At 71.1% G+C, this 17,649-nt stretch carries 25 protein-coding genes; 6 read left to right on the top strand and 19 right to left on the bottom strand.

The features are described 5' to 3' along the window. Positions 1–73: 73 nt before the first annotated feature. Both QRT03_RS29820 and QRT03_RS29815 read right to left on the bottom strand, forming a co-directional pair. On the bottom strand, positions 74–403 hold the full coding sequence (locus QRT03_RS29820; RefSeq protein WP_286056804.1) for a hypothetical protein: 330 nt from the start codon (positions 401–403) through the stop codon (positions 74–76). A 36-nt stretch (positions 404–439) separates the two neighbouring features. Further along, the gene (locus tag QRT03_RS29815; RefSeq protein ID WP_286056803.1) at positions 440–1,045 is read right to left on the bottom strand and encodes a hypothetical protein; all 606 of its coding nucleotides are present in this window, start codon (positions 1,043–1,045) and stop codon (positions 440–442) included. A gap of 647 nt (positions 1,046–1,692) precedes the next feature. Between QRT03_RS29815 and QRT03_RS29810 the strand changes: the two genes are divergently transcribed. From QRT03_RS29810 to QRT03_RS29790, 5 genes are all read left to right on the top strand, one after another. Continuing rightward, entirely contained in the window at positions 1,693–2,268 is a 576-nt protein-coding gene (locus QRT03_RS29810) for a hypothetical protein (RefSeq protein ID WP_286056802.1), read from the top strand. Positions 2,269–2,298: 30 nt separating this feature from the next. Then, positions 2,299–3,027 (top strand): hypothetical protein, encoded by a 729-nt coding sequence (locus tag QRT03_RS29805; RefSeq protein WP_286056801.1) that lies wholly within the window; start codon positions 2,299–2,301, stop codon positions 3,025–3,027. Between the two features lie 68 nt (positions 3,028–3,095). Then, entirely contained in the window at positions 3,096–3,512 is a 417-nt protein-coding gene (locus tag QRT03_RS29800) for a prevent-host-death protein (protein ID WP_286056800.1), read from the top strand. Positions 3,513–3,583: 71 nt separating this feature from the next. Beyond that, positions 3,584–3,934 (top strand): cytotoxic translational repressor of toxin-antitoxin stability system, encoded by a 351-nt coding sequence (locus QRT03_RS29795; RefSeq protein WP_286056799.1) that lies wholly within the window; start codon positions 3,584–3,586, stop codon positions 3,932–3,934. A gap of 250 nt (positions 3,935–4,184) precedes the next feature. Then, entirely contained in the window at positions 4,185–4,529 is a 345-nt protein-coding gene (locus QRT03_RS29790; RefSeq protein WP_286056798.1) for a hypothetical protein, read from the top strand. A gap of 48 nt (positions 4,530–4,577) precedes the next feature. Here the strand turns inward: QRT03_RS29790 and QRT03_RS29785 are convergent, their stop codons facing one another. From QRT03_RS29785 to QRT03_RS29730, 12 genes are all read right to left on the bottom strand, one after another. Then, positions 4,578–5,654, bottom strand: coding sequence for an alpha/beta hydrolase fold domain-containing protein (locus QRT03_RS29785; RefSeq protein ID WP_286056797.1), 1,077 nt, complete (start codon positions 5,652–5,654; stop codon positions 4,578–4,580). A 185-nt stretch (positions 5,655–5,839) separates the two neighbouring features. Next, a complete protein-coding gene (locus tag QRT03_RS29780; protein WP_286056796.1) occupies positions 5,840–6,805 on the bottom strand; it encodes a hypothetical protein in 966 nt (321 codons plus the stop codon). A 365-nt stretch (positions 6,806–7,170) separates the two neighbouring features. Continuing rightward, a complete protein-coding gene (locus QRT03_RS29775; protein ID WP_286056795.1) occupies positions 7,171–7,725 on the bottom strand; it encodes a TIGR03086 family metal-binding protein in 555 nt (184 codons plus the stop codon). Positions 7,726–7,927: 202 nt separating this feature from the next. Beyond that, on the bottom strand, positions 7,928–8,224 hold the full coding sequence (locus tag QRT03_RS29770; RefSeq protein WP_286056794.1) for a PIN domain-containing protein: 297 nt from the start codon (positions 8,222–8,224) through the stop codon (positions 7,928–7,930). Positions 8,225–8,281: 57 nt separating this feature from the next. Then, a complete protein-coding gene (locus tag QRT03_RS29765; protein ID WP_286056793.1) occupies positions 8,282–8,410 on the bottom strand; it encodes a hypothetical protein in 129 nt (42 codons plus the stop codon). Beyond that, positions 8,394–9,200, bottom strand: coding sequence for a hypothetical protein (locus QRT03_RS29760; protein WP_286056792.1), 807 nt, complete (start codon positions 9,198–9,200; stop codon positions 8,394–8,396). Before QRT03_RS29760 ends, QRT03_RS29765 begins: the two co-directional genes overlap by 17 nt. 184 nt (positions 9,201–9,384) lie before the next feature. Next, the gene (locus tag QRT03_RS29755; RefSeq protein WP_286056791.1) at positions 9,385–10,227 is read right to left on the bottom strand and encodes an NAD(P)H-binding protein; all 843 of its coding nucleotides are present in this window, start codon (positions 10,225–10,227) and stop codon (positions 9,385–9,387) included. A 44-nt stretch (positions 10,228–10,271) separates the two neighbouring features. Beyond that, entirely contained in the window at positions 10,272–10,724 is a 453-nt protein-coding gene (locus QRT03_RS29750) for an SRPBCC family protein (protein WP_286056790.1), read from the bottom strand. After that, positions 10,721–11,026 (bottom strand): ArsR/SmtB family transcription factor, encoded by a 306-nt coding sequence (locus tag QRT03_RS29745; RefSeq protein ID WP_286056789.1) that lies wholly within the window; start codon positions 11,024–11,026, stop codon positions 10,721–10,723. Before QRT03_RS29745 ends, QRT03_RS29750 begins: the two co-directional genes overlap by 4 nt. A 44-nt stretch (positions 11,027–11,070) precedes the next feature. After that, entirely contained in the window at positions 11,071–11,715 is a 645-nt protein-coding gene (locus QRT03_RS29740) for a hypothetical protein (RefSeq protein WP_286056788.1), read from the bottom strand. A 208-nt stretch (positions 11,716–11,923) separates the two neighbouring features. After that, a complete protein-coding gene (locus QRT03_RS29735) occupies positions 11,924–12,670 on the bottom strand; it encodes a class I SAM-dependent DNA methyltransferase (RefSeq protein ID WP_286056787.1) in 747 nt (248 codons plus the stop codon). Further along, positions 12,618–13,841, bottom strand: coding sequence for a hypothetical protein (locus tag QRT03_RS29730; RefSeq protein WP_286056786.1), 1,224 nt, complete (start codon positions 13,839–13,841; stop codon positions 12,618–12,620). The genes QRT03_RS29735 and QRT03_RS29730 overlap by 53 nt, the downstream gene beginning before the upstream one ends. Here QRT03_RS29730 and QRT03_RS29725 point away from each other — a divergent pair. Next, entirely contained in the window at positions 13,771–14,595 is an 825-nt protein-coding gene (locus QRT03_RS29725; protein ID WP_345783310.1) for a helicase-associated domain-containing protein, read from the top strand. The two genes, QRT03_RS29730 and QRT03_RS29725, sit on opposite strands and share 71 nt — an antisense overlap. An 80-nt stretch (positions 14,596–14,675) precedes the next feature. Here QRT03_RS29725 and QRT03_RS29720 read toward each other — a convergent pair whose 3' ends face one another. The 5 genes from QRT03_RS29720 to QRT03_RS29700 form a co-directional block, all read right to left on the bottom strand. Continuing rightward, entirely contained in the window at positions 14,676–15,317 is a 642-nt protein-coding gene (locus QRT03_RS29720) for a winged helix-turn-helix transcriptional regulator (RefSeq protein ID WP_286056785.1), read from the bottom strand. Then, positions 15,317–15,727 (bottom strand): VOC family protein, encoded by a 411-nt coding sequence (locus tag QRT03_RS29715; protein ID WP_286056784.1) that lies wholly within the window; start codon positions 15,725–15,727, stop codon positions 15,317–15,319. Before QRT03_RS29715 ends, QRT03_RS29720 begins: the two co-directional genes overlap by 1 nt. A gap of 62 nt (positions 15,728–15,789) precedes the next feature. Continuing rightward, positions 15,790–16,587 carry a class I SAM-dependent methyltransferase gene (locus QRT03_RS29710; protein WP_286056783.1) on the bottom strand — a complete coding sequence of 266 codons (798 nt, stop codon included), beginning with the start codon at positions 16,585–16,587 and terminating at the stop codon, positions 15,790–15,792. A 17-nt stretch (positions 16,588–16,604) separates the two neighbouring features. Continuing rightward, positions 16,605–17,342 (bottom strand): tetratricopeptide repeat-containing protein, encoded by a 738-nt coding sequence (locus tag QRT03_RS29705; RefSeq protein ID WP_286056782.1) that lies wholly within the window; start codon positions 17,340–17,342, stop codon positions 16,605–16,607. 58 nt (positions 17,343–17,400) lie between these two features. Continuing rightward, on the bottom strand, positions 17,401–17,637 hold the full coding sequence (locus QRT03_RS29700) for a PASTA domain-containing protein (protein ID WP_286056781.1): 237 nt from the start codon (positions 17,635–17,637) through the stop codon (positions 17,401–17,403). Between the last annotated feature and the right edge of the window lie 12 nt (positions 17,638–17,649).

Raw genomic sequence — 17,649 nt, 5'->3', positions numbered from 1 at the left:
CCTTCACCTGGACCAAGACCGCCGAAGAGATCCTGCCCCACGCCACCCGTCAGCGAACTTCAGACGCGCGACACTAGGCGGCCTTCTCGGGCGTCGCCGCTGCGACAGTGAATGCGCTCTGCCTGCGCTTGACCGCGCGGACGCACATCGCGATGCAGACCGCTCCCAGAAGCAGGGAGAGGATCGAGAACAGCAGCCCGCCCGAGTTGATGGAGTCGCATACGGACGAGTACGCGCCGGAGAACAAGCCAGAGGTGGCTGGCCCGGTCGTGTTCGGCGACCACGGAGAACCGCACGACACTGTGCCATACGGGTACCTCGGGAAAGTGGCGGTGTCGGTTCCCCGCCACAGCCCCCACCCGACGAAGAGGACCGCGAAGGCCCCCCAGACGAACCTGCTCATCTGCTGCTCTCCTCGTGGTCTGGTTCGTCGCGACAGCTAGCTGGACGCGGAGCAGCTGACGGAGGCGTAGCCGTAGCTGCCGCCCTGGGACTCGGCGGTCTTCGTGTCGAGGACGGCGCCCGAGTCGGTGTCGACGATGGAGCACGTCAGGTTGCCCTTCGTGCCCATGTCGGTCGTCGCCGACAGGGTCGCGGACGAGTAGCCGCCGGTGCTGTCGGACATCCTCTTGGACCATGGAACGCCAACTGCGTCCCCGCCACCGCTGGACCCCGCAACTCCGTAGTAGACGGTGGCGCGCTTGGCGGATCCGGTGATCTTGAGTTCGTAGTTTCGAACCGCGGGCGCGATGCTCGTCGCCGGTGCCCCGACGTAGGCGGGCATCGCGAACGGCAGCCTGCCTTCCGACATCGCAGCGAGGGCGTCGGCGGACTGCGCGACCGACTCGCGCTCGGGGCAGGTCGATCGGATGTCACTCGCCGCCCGACGAAGGACCTCGGCTGCCCGCCCTTCCTGCCCGAACTCCGAGTACGCCTGGCCTATCGCGGCGTAGGGGACGGCGCCGTTCGCGAGCGCCGAGCACAGCTTCGCCGCTGGGCGACTCGATGCCGACAAGCCAACCAGCGCGACGAGCACCGCGACCACGGCGACTCCCGCCCCGGCGATCCAGAGCCAACGCCGTCCCCGCGGATGGGACGGGGCCTGCTGCGGCGGAGGTGGGAAAGCTCCGCCTCGGTACTGCTGCGGGACGTAGATCCGCGCAGTGTCGGCGTCAGCGTCGGGTGCGGGGGCGTCGAGGGACATCGAGGGTTCCGATCAACGACAGGTGGACGAGGGTGCGGCCGCGCAACCGCACCATCGGAACTTCATTCGGGCCTGTTACCGCACCTTCAGGTGGTCATTACCTGGCCGCGCGGGATTGCTCTACGTCGGACCTCCCGGCGTCGCAGCTACCTCTCTTCGTGGGTTGGTGCTGCGGCCTGTGTTCGCTCCGTCAGCTCGGTGAGCGCACGGCGGTCTCGACCACGTGACGTGCGAGGACGGTGGCCGCGGCGAAGATCGCGGCACCGTCGGACAGCCCCATTTGCCGACGACCCTGCGCAGCGGTGCGCTGCGACTTGTACGGCCCCTCGCCCAACTCCCCCAGGCTCCGGTGCAGCCCTTCCTGTGGGCGGGCAGCAGGCTCGACGGCGGAGCGCAGCCCGAGAAAGTTGGAACCGTTTTGCGATGGGCGTGGTCCAAGCCGATGAGGAGCCCGGCCGGCGGGCTCCCCGTTCGGAAGGTGGCCCGTCATGCGGAGCTCTCCTCTCGCCAGATTCGTTGACACCCTCATCGTGGTCGCCGACCGAGTCGGGGGCCCGACGTGCGGGATGGTCCGACGAACGTCCGGGAGAACTCCTCGACTCGCGCGTCTCGTCGCGGCGTGGCTTCTCGTGGCGATCTCCGTTGTTAGCCTCATGATCGGTGTCGCGGAGTCGGCCGAGGCCAGCACGCACAGCACCCCGACCCAGGGCCTCGTGCCGGGCTCGACGGAAGGCGACTTCGTGCACATCTCGACGACCACCTCCGTGCGGACGGCCTCCGGCCACGGATGGTGGAGATACTCGAAAGACAGCGATCTGCGCGCTGACGTGACCGTCCAGCTCCAGGTGAACCGTCAGGGCGTCTGGACCGACGTCGGTGTCCCGGGAATCGAGCGGGTTCGTCCCGCGACCGGGGGCTCCGTGTATCGGGCGAACGCCCGAGTCCCCTGCGTCGATCGCACCCCGACGGAGTGGAGGAGCGTCATCGACGTCGACATCGTCGGCGTGATCGACAGCCCTGAGAAGCTCTACACGACCGTTCGCCTCCTGGATTGCGGGGCCTGATTCCCGATGGCGACCTCACCCGTCGGTTCGATGGCGCTGGGCCTCTTCGGGCGACTCTCGCGTCACGCGGACCGACCGCAAGCGGACGAGGATGCCTACAGCGTCTTCCACGCGCTGAGCTTTCTCCTCGGCCACCTCGCTCCGGTGGGGCTCGACGCCGGTGGCGCCTGGGGCATGAACGACGCGGGCGGGCCTTCGTTCACCGAGGAAGGTCGGGCTCTGTGCGGGTGGTTCCAGGTGAGTCCGCTCAACGAGCGCGTCCTCGGCCTCCCTGTCCCGTCCTTCACCGACACCTGCGCCACGACCCTGGGGCGATTCGGCACTCTCGACGTCGAGGGCTACGAGTACTACCTCCCCACCAGCGTCGCGGGGCCGGCAGGCCGACAGATCGCCAACGCCGAGAACTGGTTCTCCCTCGCTCCTCCGGCGAGCCGCACGCGGGTCGCCGTCTCTCTCGACTCCGGCGATTCGAGCGCAGTGGTCGACCGGCGGGACGACGTCCTGGACGAGCTCTCACGCACCGCGCCGTCGGAAGAAGGTCTCGACCCGCGGGCCACTGACGAGACCGCGCCGGAGTTCGCGGAGGCAGTGCCGTGGCGGTGGTGGTTGGGCGACGGACCGCCGCACACGGTGACGTTCGCGGTGACGCTGACCGAGTGGACGCCGTTGGGGGTCGGCCGGGCGGTCTCGCTGATCAGCGAAGCCTGTCGCGCAGTCGGCATGGTTGAGCACGTGGGCGTGCGGGTCGCCAGGGCCTAAGAGGCCTGGCGCACGACAGCGGGAACGTACGCTAGGTACGTCACGTACGCGCGCTCGTGGAGGTTGCTATGGCCGAGGTCCACTGCGACAGCTACTCCGAGGCCCGGGCACACCTCAAGGATCTCCTCGACGCGGCCGAGCGAGGTCGGCTGGCCACCGTGCGCCGGAACGCAGCGACCACGGCGATGGTCGACGTGGAACGGCTGCGGCACTTTCTCGCCACGCTCAGCCCGGCTCGCGCACAGGTGGTCCCCGAGGCCGAAGGCTGGTCGGTCTTTCTTCCCGGGCTCCCTGTCGCGGCGGACGGCGCGAGTTTCGACGAGGCGATCGACGAGATGGTGGAAGCGCTACGGGACTACGCCGAGGACTGGCAGGACCACCTCCTCGACGCCCCGAACCACCGTGAGCACTGGGGCCTCGTGCAGATGATCGGTCTCAGCAACAACGATCAACTCCGGACCTGGCTCACCGGCTCGTCGTCGTGACCTTCCCGGCGCCGACCCGACAGGACCACGAACGATCCTGTCGTGTCGAGGGCTGGCAGCCGATACGTGATGTGCGCGGCCGGACCGGGACACATCACGTCACCTACGAGCTCGCCCTTCCCGACGGCCGCGTCCTCCGCACCCGGGTCTCCCACCCGCCGGGCCGGCAGACGTATGGCAAGGCCCTGTGGTCGCACATCCTGCGCGACCAGCTCGACGTCGACGAAGCGACCTTCTGGTCGTGCGTCCACGACGGCCAAGCGCCCGACCGCGGGGAGCCTCCGGTGCCCGACATCGCCCTCCCCGCGGAGGTCGTCGCCCTGCTCATGTCGCGGGTCGGGCTGGACGAGAGCGATGTCAGGGCGATGAGCAAGGACGAAGCCATTGCCCGCCTCCACCGCTTCTGGACCGAGGGTCACTGAAATTCCGAGGGAAGGACGGGTGTCGTCAACACCCGCCGGAAACGGGCGCTGCCACCCGTCGTCGGGAAGAAGGGCACGACCGAGGAGAAGACGTACCGACCGTGCCGGCGAGACCATGTCCAGTGGACGCGGTTCGGAAGACCCCGTCTCGCTGGCCGACCGACGAGCGGAAATTCGATGGAACCGATCGGCCTCCGAACCCCTCTCATCCCATGACGACGTCGTGTGACAGGAGGAGCCCGTGGGATCGATGGACGACGAGCTGTTCGCGATGCTGCTCGAGCAGCTCGAGGAAGCCGGGGAGGTGGCACCCGAGTTCGACGGGGACGTGATCGTCCTGCGAGGCCAGCCCGGGCAGAGCGCACCGGAGCTACGACTGCACCTCACCCCGGCGCTTCTCGGTCGAGTGCTGCGGGACCTCGCTCCGGACTACGCGCCGGTGTTCCCCTTGCTGGAGCCGCTCGAGGCCGCGCTGGTGGTCCTCTGGGTCCACATCATGGCTGCGGTGGAGGAATCGAGCCCGCGTGCTGCCGATATCGAGCTGTGTCCTCCCGGTGCGGCCGCTCCCGCTTCCAGGCGTCTCCGTGCGCGTTAGTTCCGGAGGAAGCGTGGGACCTCCCTGACCAGCGCGACACCGCCGGGACTACTCCAGCGAACGCGCGAAGCCCGTCACGTCGCGGACCGCCTCGGCGTACACCTCCGGCATCGCGTTCTGGAAGAGCAGCTCCCCGACGTGGCACAGGCCGAGGTTGACCTTCCCGACCGACGGGACACCCGCCGCCACCAGCAGCCGGTGGTAGGCGAGGCCCTCGTCGCGCAGGGGGTCGCACTCGTTGATCGAGATGACGTGCGGCGGCAGGCCGCCGAGGTCGGCCGGCTCGGCGCGGGAGGGCCAACAGGTGGGGTCGTCGACGTTCTTGCCGTCCGGGTCGTAGACCTCCGCGAGCAGCGGGAACAGCGCCCGGTCCAGCCAGTACTTGTCGTTCTCCCACAGCGAGTGCAGCTCCGCCGGTGGCTCGTCCCAGGTGCCGAGGATGTACGGGCACTGGGCGTAGACGCCCGCGATCTCGTCGAGCCAGCCCTCCCGGCGCGCCTTGATCGCCACCGCGAGGGACAGGTTGGCGCCACCGGAGTCGCCCGAGACCACGACGTGGCTGCCGCCCAGCTCCGCCAGGTTCGCGTGCACCCAGCGGATGGCGGCGGCACAGTCGTCGAGTCCGGTCGGGAACGGGTTGGCGCCGGCGACACCACCGGCGTTGCGGTAGTCGACCCCGACGACGACCGCGCCCGCCTTCGCCATCTCGTCGCGCCAGTGCACGTACAGCGGGCCCGTGGCCGACAGCATCACCATGCCGCCGCCGTGGATCTGGACGATCACCGGGAGCGGGCCCTCGACGCCGTCCGGCCGGTGCACGTGCAGGGCGATCTCGTGCCCGTCCCGGGTCACCGTCCGGACCTCGCGGGACACACCGTCCACCGGCTTCAGGTCCTGGGCCAACACGGTGAACAGGCCCTCGAAGGCCTCCTCGGCGGCGACGCTGAACCCGAGCAGGGTCTCGCGGCCCGCGTCGGCGGTGAGCGGGTTGTCAGCGGGGTGGTCCAGCGCTCCGAGCGCCCCGAACACGGCGACCATGCGGGGGTCGGAGCGCGGATCGGTGCCGAGCGTGAGGGCGGGATCGCCGAGCCGGCCCGGAGGGACGTGCGGGGTGCCCGTGGTCATCGGCTTCTCCTCGGCGAGCTGCTCGACATCGTCTTCCCGCTAGCGTGGCCCAGGTCACGTTGAAGGGTCAACGGGAGAGTTGCCCGTCCGGGAGCCCGATGGAGGACGAGGTCCGCCGAATCCCGACCGCGATGGCGACAAGGGCGGCGAAGTCGCCGCCTGTGCCCAAAGGGCGCCCTCGCGTGTCAGTCCTGTGGTCGACGGTGTCGACCGTCCTGTCCCCGACTTCGAGAGGCACGTGGGCGTCCGGGAGGAGGGCAGCCCAGGGCGGGCGCGAGCGCCGTCATGATGGCGAAGAGTTCTGGGTCTTCGGCGAGGTCGAGAGCGGCGACCGCGCGCGCCTGGCCCTGCCGTCGCATGCTCGACCCGGGCGCAGCCATGACCGTCTGTTCCGGGTCGAGCTCCCGCCACGGCAGCCTCTCGATGGCCGTCCGCTCGAAACTTCCGGTGAAGACCGCGTCGGCCCTCCCGTGGCCGTGCGCTACAACGACGACACGGAACTCGTCCACACTCGGGGCGACGGCGAAGCCCTCCTTGACCGTGGCCAGAACGGACGAGCTCATGGCCCGGACGTACAGCTCGTTCCGCGCGGTCTTGCTGCGCTTCCTGATCGTCGGTCGTCCGGTCGGGGTGGTTCCCGGCTCCTTCTCCGGGACCTGTTCCACGTCCCCGAAGAGCAGCACCACCGTGGCGAAGCGGCGGCGATGGTCGCGATCGACGTCCACGCACGTAGCTGGTGACTGGTTGTCCTCGAACGCTTCCTCCAGGGCCGCGTGCACGGCCGACGGCTCGTGCGCCGTGAGTGCGCGCCACTCGGCATCGAGTCCGCGTTGAGCCTGGTCGCGGGCGGAGGCGCGGGCCAAGGTCTCGTGATCGATCTCCTGTTGCGCGATGGCGGCGGCCCGCTCGTGGGCCGCGCGGCGCTCCCGCCGCGCGAAGACCGACACACCCCGAAGTGCCTCCTGCTCGCACCGCCGACGGATCGAGCGCTCGTCCACCGGCTCCGGCGAGGGCGCGACGGGACGGGAGGCCGGCTCGAACTGATCGAGATGGAGCGAGGTCAGATCGCGTTCGACGGCTTCCAGCTGGGCGATCTCCTCGTCCCGCTGCGCTGCTTTCGCCTGCCGCTCGAGCTGTGCCAGCGAGGGCATGCTCTGCCGGCGTGCCCCGGTCCGGGTGCGGCGGCCTCCCGCGCTCGTCGACACGGTGAACGGCCCGATGCCGCTCGAGATACTCGAACGTCCCCCGCCCACGTGCACCCGAGCGATGCGCGGACCGACGCTCGTACGTAGTCCCCGGGACGACGCGCGGATCCGTACTCCTGGCATGATCTTGACGCTGACGCCGAATCCCATGCGCTCCCCTGTGCGTCGATGGTGAAGCTTGAGGATCTCATCGGCCCGCGCGACTGCTTCCGGGGCCCGGTCGTGTCGTCAGGTCGACGAGACGCCTTCTCGAATGGAACAGCCGTCGTTCTCACGAGTCCTGGGAACGTTCGCGACGACCTGTCCGCTGATCAGACCCGCCGCCCCACCAGCGCGAGCAGCCGGTCCTGCGGGTCGTCGCTGCGGGGCTCGACGGCGGACGCGAACAGGCCCGGACCGGTGAGCATGATCGGGTCGCTCGCGATGTAGGCCAGCGCCTCCCCCACCGCCTCCGGGTCCAGGTGCTCGTCGAGCCCGGCGCCACGGGCGAGGTCCCACTCGTGCACGGTGAGGTCGACGAGCATCTGGACCGCGTACTCCTCGACGGCCAGCCACCCGAACGACGTGTGCACCCGCGCGGCGCTGCCCGACCACGCCGGTCGGGACCGCAGCGCGGCGGCGTCCCACGCGCGGATAGGGTCGTCGCCGACCAGGTCGCCGTCGTACCGGTCCCCGACCTCCTCCATCGACTCCCCCGCCAGCACGTGTGGCGCCCACCGGTGCTCGAAGCACATATGGGCCGCCAGGTCGCGCACGCTCCACTCCGAGCACGGCGTCGGCGACGACCACCGCTCCGCCGGCACCGCGTGCACCCGCGCGCCGAAGCGGTCCGTGGCGGCGGGGAGGAGCGAGCGGACGTCGTGCATGGCAGGAAACCCTTCCCGACGACGGGTCAGGCGCGCCAGACCCGACGTCAATGGAGCTGCGTCGAGGGTCTCCGGGACGTGGTCGGCCTGATGCCTCAACACTGCCTGCGAACCGGATCCGAGTCCGCGAGACTCGGATGATCTCCGGGCGCCGGCCTGATCGAGCTTCGTGGAGCCGAATCGCCGCCGCGAGCTCGTGGGACTACTCGGCTTCGGAGGTGAACAGGTCGGCGGCACCCAACAGGTAAGGCTTGTCGACGTGCACGCCGTCGACCACCTCTCCGATCGGGAAGTCGTCCTCGTCGAGCGTCATGAGAACGTCAGCTCGAGCGACGATCGCATGAGCGAGATGCACCGAGTCGGCGACTTTCTTGACCACCTGCGCGAGTCTGAGCTGCCGGGCCTTCAAGGCGACCCGGAGATCGAACTCGACGAATGCGAGTGAACCCGCGGTGAGGACGTCCTGGATCTCATCCGCCGGGTCGACCTCGTCGAACACGGGCTGACTCGGCCGCCGGCCGAGGCACTCCACCAGGTGGAGCGGTGAGACGAGGAGCTACAGCTGGCCCGTCTCGGTCCACTCGAGCACCCGACGCACGGCGGCCTGACCGGACGGATCCTCGAACCACTGCAGCCAGACGCTGCTGTCGAGGTAGACCCGTTCCGGATTACGTGGCCCAGCCACCCACTCGCTCCAGGTGCTCCACCGGGCCTTCGTCGGCGAGATACCCCCGGGCGACACCAGCGGAATCCGTCAGCCGTCGGCGACCACGGGGCCATCGCGTGATCTCGTCCGGCCAGATCGACAGAACGTGCCCGACTGCGTTCCGCGTCAAGGCACCGGCCACCAGGACACGCAGTCCGAGGTTCTCCGCGAAGTCGGCGAGCGGCACGGGACCGATGGCGACGGAGACCCGTCGATCGTCGAGATCCGTCCACAGACCGGCCTGGTTCCGCCGCGTGTTGATGGACGCCAGAGTGCCGATCACGGACCCGGTACTGGTCCGCTTGTCGTCGACGGCCCGCTTCAGGTTCTTGGCGGCCGTTCCCGTGATCGTGACGGAGCGAACCGGCCGCCCCTCCTCGATGAGTGTCAACGTCATGCCGTGCGCGGGATCGTCGCCGAGATCGGCCGCGACCCGCCGTCCCGCGGTCGCCAGGTCCTCGCCCCAACCGCTCGGAAGGTCGGAACTGCGTTGGGCGTGTTCGAAGCCGGAGACCACCGAAAGAGGCACTCGGTTCAGCTGATCCTGCGTCGTGTCCTGCGCACGCTCGAGAGGCACCAACCGGGCGTGCACGCTCCCCAGCCCGAGCTCGCCGAAGCCCCAGGACGTCCTGTCCACGGCCCGACGGTCCTTGCGGACAGTACTGTCCTCGGCCAGTCCGAGGAGCTGGACCAGGAGCTGCATCTGAGTCAGGACGCGATCGGCAGGCAACGCGGACCCGCGCACCACCACGTCCAACTCACTGGTCATCGCCTGAGGGTACTGGTCGGAGTCGATCACGGCAGCCACATCCCGAGCTCGTAGTCGACCAAGTATAGAACATCAGTTCGATTAAACTTTCGAGAGCTGCGGGAGGGTCCGGCGGTGTCGCTCGCGGCGCGGAAGCCCTCCCGACCACAGTTCCGACGACAGGAAACGGCATCGGGCGCCTCGCTCAGGTGCGGGCGAGAACGTCGTCGAGGGTCAGCGCGGGGTGGCCGGTGAGGGTGGGGATGTCGTCGGTGACCTCGGCGAGCTCGCCGGCGGCGATGGCGGTGTAGGTGCTGACCCAGGCGTCGAGTTGCCAGTCCGGGGCCTGCCCGGCGCGGGAGCGGTAGGCCTCCTCGACCGTCTGGTTCTCGAACCGGACCTCGGTGCCCCGGTGACGACCGATCCGGGACGCGGCTTCAGCCAGGGTCAGGGCCTCGCGGCCGGTGAGGCGGTAGGTCCGGCCGTCGTGCGGCGCTGGGTCGGCGAGGACGGCGGCCGCGGCGTCGGCGATGTCGTCCTGCGCGACCGCGGCGACCCGGCCCTCCCCCGCCGGCCCGCGGATCACGCCGTCCGCCTCGACGAGCGCGGGGAGGAAGTCGAGGTAGAAGTTGTCGCGCAGCACGATCGGCGTGAGACCGGAGGCGTGGAGGTGCTCCTCGGTGGCCGCGTGGTCGCGGGCGAGCGTGAAGGTCGCCGTCGGCGAGGCCTCGGCGAAGGAGATGTAGACCAGCCGCCCGACCCCGGCCGCTGCGGCGGCGTCGATGAACGTCCGGTGCTGCTCGACGCGGTCCGGGGTCTCCGAGCCCGACACCATGAGCACGGTCTCGATCCCGGTGAGGGCCTCGCGGACCTGGTCGGGCCGGTCGTAGCTGCACGCGACCGCGGTGGCGTTCGGCAGCTCCGGCGCGCGGGCCGGAGTGCGCACCGCGAGGCGGAGTGGGATGCCGCGGTCGGCGAGCCGCCGGGCGATCCGGCCGCCGAGGCGGCCGGTCGCTCCGGTGACGGCGAGGGTGTGTGCGTCAGCCATGGGGGAATCCTGTCCGGCGGCGCCACCCCGGGGACCGACCGCGGTCAGGCCGCGGGCTCCAACTGGGCCGCGATCCCCTCGAGGCACCACTCCCAGCCCGTGCGCATCCCGTCGAACGCCTCCTGGCCCGAGAGCCCCTCGACGGTGAGGTCGAGCCGGGTCCCGCCGTGGACCGGGCGCAGCACCACCGTGCACCGTGAACTCTCGTTCATGCCCTCGCCGGAGGTGATCACGTCCATCACGAGGCGCTCGGCCGGCTCGAACGTCGTGAAGGTCGACACCTCGCTGAACGCGTCGCCGTTCGGGCGCGGTCCGAAGACGATGCGGTATCCGCCGCCGACGCGGGCGTCGACCTCGCAGGTCGACACCAGCCACTCCGGGTCCGGGCAGGCCCAGCGCTGCAGCAGGTCGGCGCGGGTCCAGGCGGCCCACACGCGCTCGGGCGACACCGGATAGGTGCGGTCGAGGTCGAACGACAGGAGCGGGGCGGTGGTCACGATTCCTCCAGGAGAAGGCCGAGCGCGTCCAGTCGGGCCGACCAGAGCGCCTGTTGACGGGCGGTCCACTCCGCGACGGCGACGAGCGCGTCCTCGCGCAGCCGGCACTCGCGCACCCGGCCGCGCTTGACGGTCGTCACCAGCTCCGCCTCCTCGAGCACGCGGACGTGCTTGAGGACGGCGGGCAGCGACATCGCCGTCGGCACCGCGAGGTCGCCCACGGGCGACGGCCCGCGGGCGAGCTGCTCGACGATGGCCAGGCGGGTCGCGTCCCCGAGCGCCGCGAACTGACGGTGAACCACAAGGTTAACTGTTGCGGGTCGTCGCCTCGCCGTCAAGAGCCTTGTCAGGCCGCGGCGAGCAGCTCGCGGAGTCGGGGCCGGTCGGCCGCGCTGGCCGTCCAGTGCTCGGTCGCGGACCGGACCACGACGACGTCACCCGTCGTCGCGATGTCCGTGACCCGCAGCCCGCCGGGCAGGACGGGCGACGGCACCGACCCGGACGGCAGGAGCCCCCACGACGACCAGCGGCCGAGCGGGGTCACGACGGCGACCGGGGTGAAGCGGAGCTCGTCGGCGGTGACCTCGGGCCGCAGCGCCAGGGTGATCCCGGGCCACCAGGCGGTGCGGAGTTCTCCGTCCTCGACAGTGACCCGCGGGCCTTCGGTGCCGTCGCCGAAGGACGCGAAGGCCGACGACGAGAGGGTGGCCGTGACGGTGACGCCGGTGGCGGTCACGGTCGATCCGACGGTCAGCGTGTCGCACTCGACGACGAGCTCCTGCGCGGTGATCTCGGGAGCGACGACGTCGTGAAGGGTCAGCTGCACGTCACGCGCCCGGCCGAGGGACCAGCCGTCGGGACAGCCGTGCACGGACGCCACCGTGAACGACGTGCCCTGCACCGCGACCCGACGCCCCGTCAGGCCCCGGCCGAGGCGACGCAGCAGCGAGAACCAGAGACGCGTCGGAGTCGGGTCGTCGTGACCGTCCATGAGTCCAGTGTGGAGCTCGCGATCCGGACGATGTGCGGGCATTCGGGCGAGCACGACGTGCGGCAGCCGAGCGTGGGTGGGCGGTCGGGTCCCGGAGCCGATCGGACGCCGGGGGTGAGCCACGCCTCGTTCCCGCGGCGAGGCCGCAGAGCGGCGAACCGTGTCCCGAGGACACTGTTCTGCCGCCGCCCGTCGGACCAGAGGGCCGTCACGGGCCCGACACGTCGAGCTTCGTCCAGACCGACACGTGCGACGTGCTCGTGTCGGTGAACGGCGAGCGGTCCCACCACGCCCACCGCTGCTCGAGGGCCATCCCGGCCAGCCGGGCCATGAGATCCAGTTCGGCCGGCCAGGCGTAGCGGAACGGGAGCGAGCGGCGTCTGGCCGAGCCGTCCGGGTCGAAGGACACGTGGTGCGACCACATCGTCTGGCTCGCTCGGTCGAACTCGTCGTAGCCGACGCCGTTCCCGTCGTGCCGGAAGACCCGGAACCGCTCGCCGTGCGGCAGCCGCTGCACCCCGGGCACCTCGGTCTCGACGACGAAGCGCCCGCCGGGGCGCAGGTGGCGGGCAGCGTTGGCGAAGGTAGTGACCTGGGCGTCCTGGGTCACGACGTTGCCGATCGAGTTGAACACCAGGAACACGAGGTCGAACACCCCTCCGACCTGCGCCGACGAGTAGTCGCCGACCACGACGGGGATGTCGTCACGCTTGGCGCGGAGCCTCGCCACCATCGCCTCGGACAGGTCGATGCCGTGCACCTCCACGCCCCGGTCCCGCAGGGGCACCGCGATGCGACCGGTGCCGATCGCGAACTCGAGGGCACGGCCACCGCCGCCCGCGATATCGGCGAGGAACGTCGACTCCAGCGCCAGGTGCTCGGCTGTGAACCGCACGTCGTCGTCATCGTCGTAGCGGTCGGCGATGTCGGGTCCGAACCAGTCCGGCGGGCTCATCTCCGTAGAGCAGCACACCGGGCCCGCCGGATCGATCGGGATACACCTCGGGGCCCGACCCGCCGTCAGGAAGGCCCATCGATCGTCGGACACTGACCTCGTGGCCGCGACCTTCGCCGAGTACCTGGCCGAGCTCGACGACGACGCGCTGGCTGCACTGCTGGCCCTCCGCCGCGACGTCTGCGTCGAGCCGGCTCCCCGGGACTTCGCCCGTCTCGCCGACCGACTCAGCGTCTGGCCCTCGCTGGTCGCCGCTCTGCTGCAGGCCGACCGCGACGTCCTGGAGGCCGGACGCGCGATCGCCGCCCTCGGCGCCGACGCCTCGCGTTCCTCCGTCGCCGACCTGATCGGCGCCCGACCCGACCACGTCGACCGCGCCGTCGACCGCCTCATCGAGCTGGGGCTGGGGTTTCCCGACGGCGAGCGGCTCCGACTCCCGGACCGGCTCGTGGTGCAGTTCTCGACCGACCTCGGCGGCGGGGAGGGCCTGGCTCGCGTCGCGACGACGAGCCGGGTCGACGAGCTGCGCCTGTTCGCGGAGGGGAACGGGGTCGCGACGGCTGGTCTGCGCAAGCAGGAGCTCGTCGACGCCGCCGTCGCGGCCATCGCCGACCCGAGAGTCGTCGCCGCCCGGGTCCGCGCTCTCGACCCCGAACCCCGCCGACGGCTGGGCGAGATCATGTCGGCGTTCGGTGCCTACCAACGACGGGTCGACGCTCCCGAGAAGGCGCTGATCCGGCACGGGATGCTCCTCGTGACCCCGTACGGCGTGGTCGTGCCACGCGAGATCGCGACCGGGATGTGGGTCGCCGTCGCCCATATGACAGGACCTCCGGCCCTGCCGCCCTCCGAGGCGGACGCGCGCGCCGTGGCCGGTTCCGCGCAGGAGTTCCTGCGCCACGTCGGGGCGGTCCTCGACCAGGCCCGCTCCGCGCCGATCGCCATGCTCAAGACCGGGGGCATCGGCAAGCGCGAGCGCACGCGCCTCGTCAAGAACCTGGATCTTCCCGACGACGAGCAGCTCGTCCTGGTCATCGACCTCGCCTTCGCGGCCGGGCTGCTCGCCCCCGGACCGGACGGTTACACGACGACCGACCGCTATCCGGGCTGGCGGGCCGCCTCCTCCGCCATGCGGTGGTCGAGCCTCGTCACCACGTGGCTGCCTGCTCACCGAGGCCGCGGACGTCGAGACACGCGGAGCGGCGACGGTCTACCGCTTCTCCTCCCGCAGCGTGCGCCACGCGCTCGACCAGGGATGGACCGCCGAGGGCCTGCTCGCAGGACTGCGCGCCCTCGCGCCGGACGTCCCGCAACCCCTCGACTACCTCGTCCACGACGCCGCCCGCGTGCACGGGTCCGTCCGTGTCCACGAGGTCCGGACGTGCGTGGTCGCCGAGGAGCCGCTCGCGACGGAGCTCGCGGCGGCGCGCGCCCTGCGCAAGCTCGGGTGGCGCCGGATCACGCCGACGGTGCTCGGCTCGGGACAGACGCCGGCGACGGTGCTGGCGATGCTGCGCGACGCCGGATACAGCCCCGTGCTCGACGACGGGTCGGGGGCGGTGTCCGTCGAGCGCGCTGCCGTGGAGCCGGTCGACGCGTTCGAGCCGATCACGACGCCGGGCCTCCAGCCGGCCGAGGTGGTCCGTCGGCTGCGGGAGGGCCCGACGGGCGCCGAACACCCGACGTCGCACACGCTCGCGCAGCTGTCGGGCCGCCTCACTCCCGACGAGTTGGACCTGCTCGCGCACTCGCTCGACCGCCACGAGCCGGTCCACATCACCTACCGCGTGAACAGCGGCTCGGTCACCGAGCGGGCGATCACCCCGGAGCGCCTGTACGGCCCGTGGATCACGGCGTGGTGCCACCTGAGGAACGACCGCCGGGACTTCACGGTCAGCTCGATCCTCGCGGTCACGCCGGCCTGATCCCGCCCCCCACCTGCACGAACGGCACTCTCACATCCTCTATGTGCGCGAGAGTGCCGGTCGTTCACGACGGCGGGTGCTCAGGCCGCGAGGTGGAACGTCTCCGCGAAGCGACCGAGCAGGTCGCCGCTCCCCCGCAGCACCTCGACGACGCCGGTCGCGATCGCCCGGTCCGGGGCGAGCTCGCCGGAGAGGAGCCGACGGATGTCCGGGCCCGCAGCGAAAGCGAGGTCGGCGGGGCCGTCGCCGCGGGCCACGTCGAGCGAGGACCCGTCCACCCGGATCAGCAGCTCGGCCGACCCGACCCGAGCCGCATAGGCGGTGGCGGGCAGGTCCGCCGCCACCCGTGCCTGGAAGGCGGAGCGGAGAGCCATCGTCATGGAGTCCGGGGTGATGACCTGCTCCTCCCGCGGATCGCCCAGCGCCTTGAACCCCCACGCCCCGAGCGCGAGGACGATCGGCTCGAGCTCACGACCGAACGGCGTCAGCTCGTAGATGATGATCCGCGAACGCGGCGCCCTCCGGATGATCCCCGCGGCCTGCAGTTCCTTGAGGCGGGCCGCGAGGATGTTCGTCGGGATACGCGGCAGACCGGCGGCGAGCTCGCCGTTGCGGCGGGGACCGACGAGCAGGTCACGCACGATGAGCAGGGCCCAGCGCTCGCCGATCAGCTCGAGGGCGCGGGTGACGCCGTCGTACTGCCCGTACTCGCGCGGCGCCATCAGGCCTGCTGCTCGCCGGCCTTCGGGTCCATCCAGCCGAAGTCGATGACGTTGCCGTCGGGGTCGGTGCACCCGCGCTGGTACATGAAGCCGTAGTCGGACGCGGGCTGCGGCTCGGTCCCCCCGGCGGCGACCCCGGCCTCGACCGTCGCGTCGACCTGCTCGCGGCTGTCGAGGAAGATCGCGGTCGAGCTGGACAGCGCCTGCGTCGGGTCGCCGATCGGCAGCTTCGTGAAGGTCGCGAAGTAGTCCCGCGTGATCAGCATGAAGTAGGCGTGGTCGTCGTCGACGACGACACAGGCCGCGTTGTGGTCGGTGAACTGCGGGTTGATGCGGAAACCGAGGGCCTCGTAGAACGCCTTCGCGCGGTCCAGGTCGGTCACCGGCAGGTTGACGAACATCGCCTTCATCGGGGTCTCCCTCGTCGTGCTGCGTGGACGAGGAGAAGACTTGCAAAAAACAAGTACGACCGTCAAGCCCTTCGGTACGTTCGTAGGACCATCGCGTCCCGACCGCCCGGGACCAGCGCGAACAGCCGGACCGCCGTCGACATCAGCCCGCTCGTGCGGGTCGCCGTGGCGTCGACGAGGGACACCTCGTCGTCCGGCGTCGCTTCCTGCGCCGCCGCGGTGAGGTCGTTCGTGGAACTCATGAAGCCCGTGTCCGCCGCACGCATCGCGAGCTGCAAGCCGGCGATCCAGGTGACCCACGGCGCGACGGTGTCGGCGACCAGCGTGGCCCCGGGAGTGAGTGCGCGACCGACGGCGGTGCGCACGCCCTCCGGGTCGAGGTACATGAGGAGGCCCTCGGCGAGGACGAGGCGCGGGAGGTCGTCGGGGACCTGCGACCACCACGACGGGTCGGTCACCGACGCCGCGACCGTCGTCGCACCCTCGCGCTCGTCGTAGAGCCGCCGCCGGAGGCCGATCACCGGCTCCTGGTCGACGTCGAACCACCGCACGCCGGGTCCGGGGTCCAGCCGGAGCACCCGGCTGTCGAGACCACAGCCCAGGTGCAGGACGACGGCCTCGTCGTGCTGCGCCAGGAAGAGTCGCGCCGCGTCGTCGATCAGCTTCGCGCGGGCGCAGATCAGCGGGGTGTTGCCGCCCAGGCTCACGCCGAGGTCGAGTGGGTCGTCGACGCGGGCGAGCAGATCGGCGGCGAAGCGGTCGTCGAGGATCGGCCGGGAGGACGCGGCGTCGTGGGCGTGCATGGCGAGCGTCCACAGCATCGTCTGCTGTTCCTGCTGGAGGTGCACGGTCTCGGGCATGCGCGAAGGGTGCCCGGTCAGCCCTGACGTCGCCCCAGCCACTGCCGCCACTGCGCCGCCGTGGCCGTGTCGCCGAGCAGCTCGGCGTCGACCGCGAGTGCGCCGCCCGAGCGGATCGTCCACGGGTGCTGCTCCCCCAGCACCCGCATCGCCCGCGAGAACACCTCGGCGTCGACGGATCGCGCGTTCACGACGTCCCCGCCCGCCCGCAGCACCGCTCCGACCTGGTGTGCGGCGTCGATCGTGCGGGGGTCGTCGTCGCCGAGGGTGCGGCGGTGGCGGTCGAGGGTGTCGTGTGCGAGGGCCGCGACCATCGATTCCTCGCCGAGTGCGAACGCGACCGAGACGAGGCTCCGCGCGGCGTCGAGGGTGGGCTGCGCGTCCGGGCCGAGCACGCGTCGACGGCGGGTCAGCACGTCGTCGAGCACGCCCACGACCTCTCGCAGGTCGCCGAGCTGGGCCAAGGTCGCTGCGACGTTGCTCGCGGTCTCCAGCGTCTGCGGGTGGTCGACCCCGAGCACCTCGCGCTGACGCGCCAGGGTGTCCCGGTCCATGTCGAGCGCCGCGTGCGGGTCGCCGAGGTCGGCGACCAGCCCGGCGAGGCGGTGGGCGGCCGCCAGCGTGTCGGGGTGGTCCGGGCCGAGTTCGTCCCGACGGCGGGTCAGAACCTCGTCGAGCTTCTCCCGGGCTTCCTCCGGTCGCCCCCGGAGGTCGGCCGCCACGGCGGCCTCGAACAGCTCGTCCGCCGTCGGCACGGCCGGGAGCCTAGGGCCGACCCGCCGTCAGGAAGGACCTTCCCGACGGCGGGTGTGATCAACGACCGCCGTTGTCCTCGCCGATCCAGATGCGGACGATCGAGCCCTTCTGCACCTCGGTGCCCGGCTCGGGCTCCTGCCGGCCGATGAAGGCGCGACCGGCCGCGGTGTGGAAGGCGTTCTCGGCGACGGCGAGGAGGCCGGCGTCGAGGGCGCGGTCGTGCGCCTCGGCGGCGGGGACGCTGGTGAGTTCGGGGACGAGGGCCATCGGGGTCTCGGTGGCGTTGTCGGTCATCGCTGAGCTCCG

This window comes from Actinomycetospora termitidis, from assembly GCF_030286555.1.
Lineage (GTDB): Bacteria > Actinomycetota > Actinomycetes > Mycobacteriales > Pseudonocardiaceae > Actinomycetospora > Actinomycetospora termitidis.
Note: the sequence above shows the minus strand (reverse complement) of the source record. Positions and strands in the feature narration are given on the sequence as shown.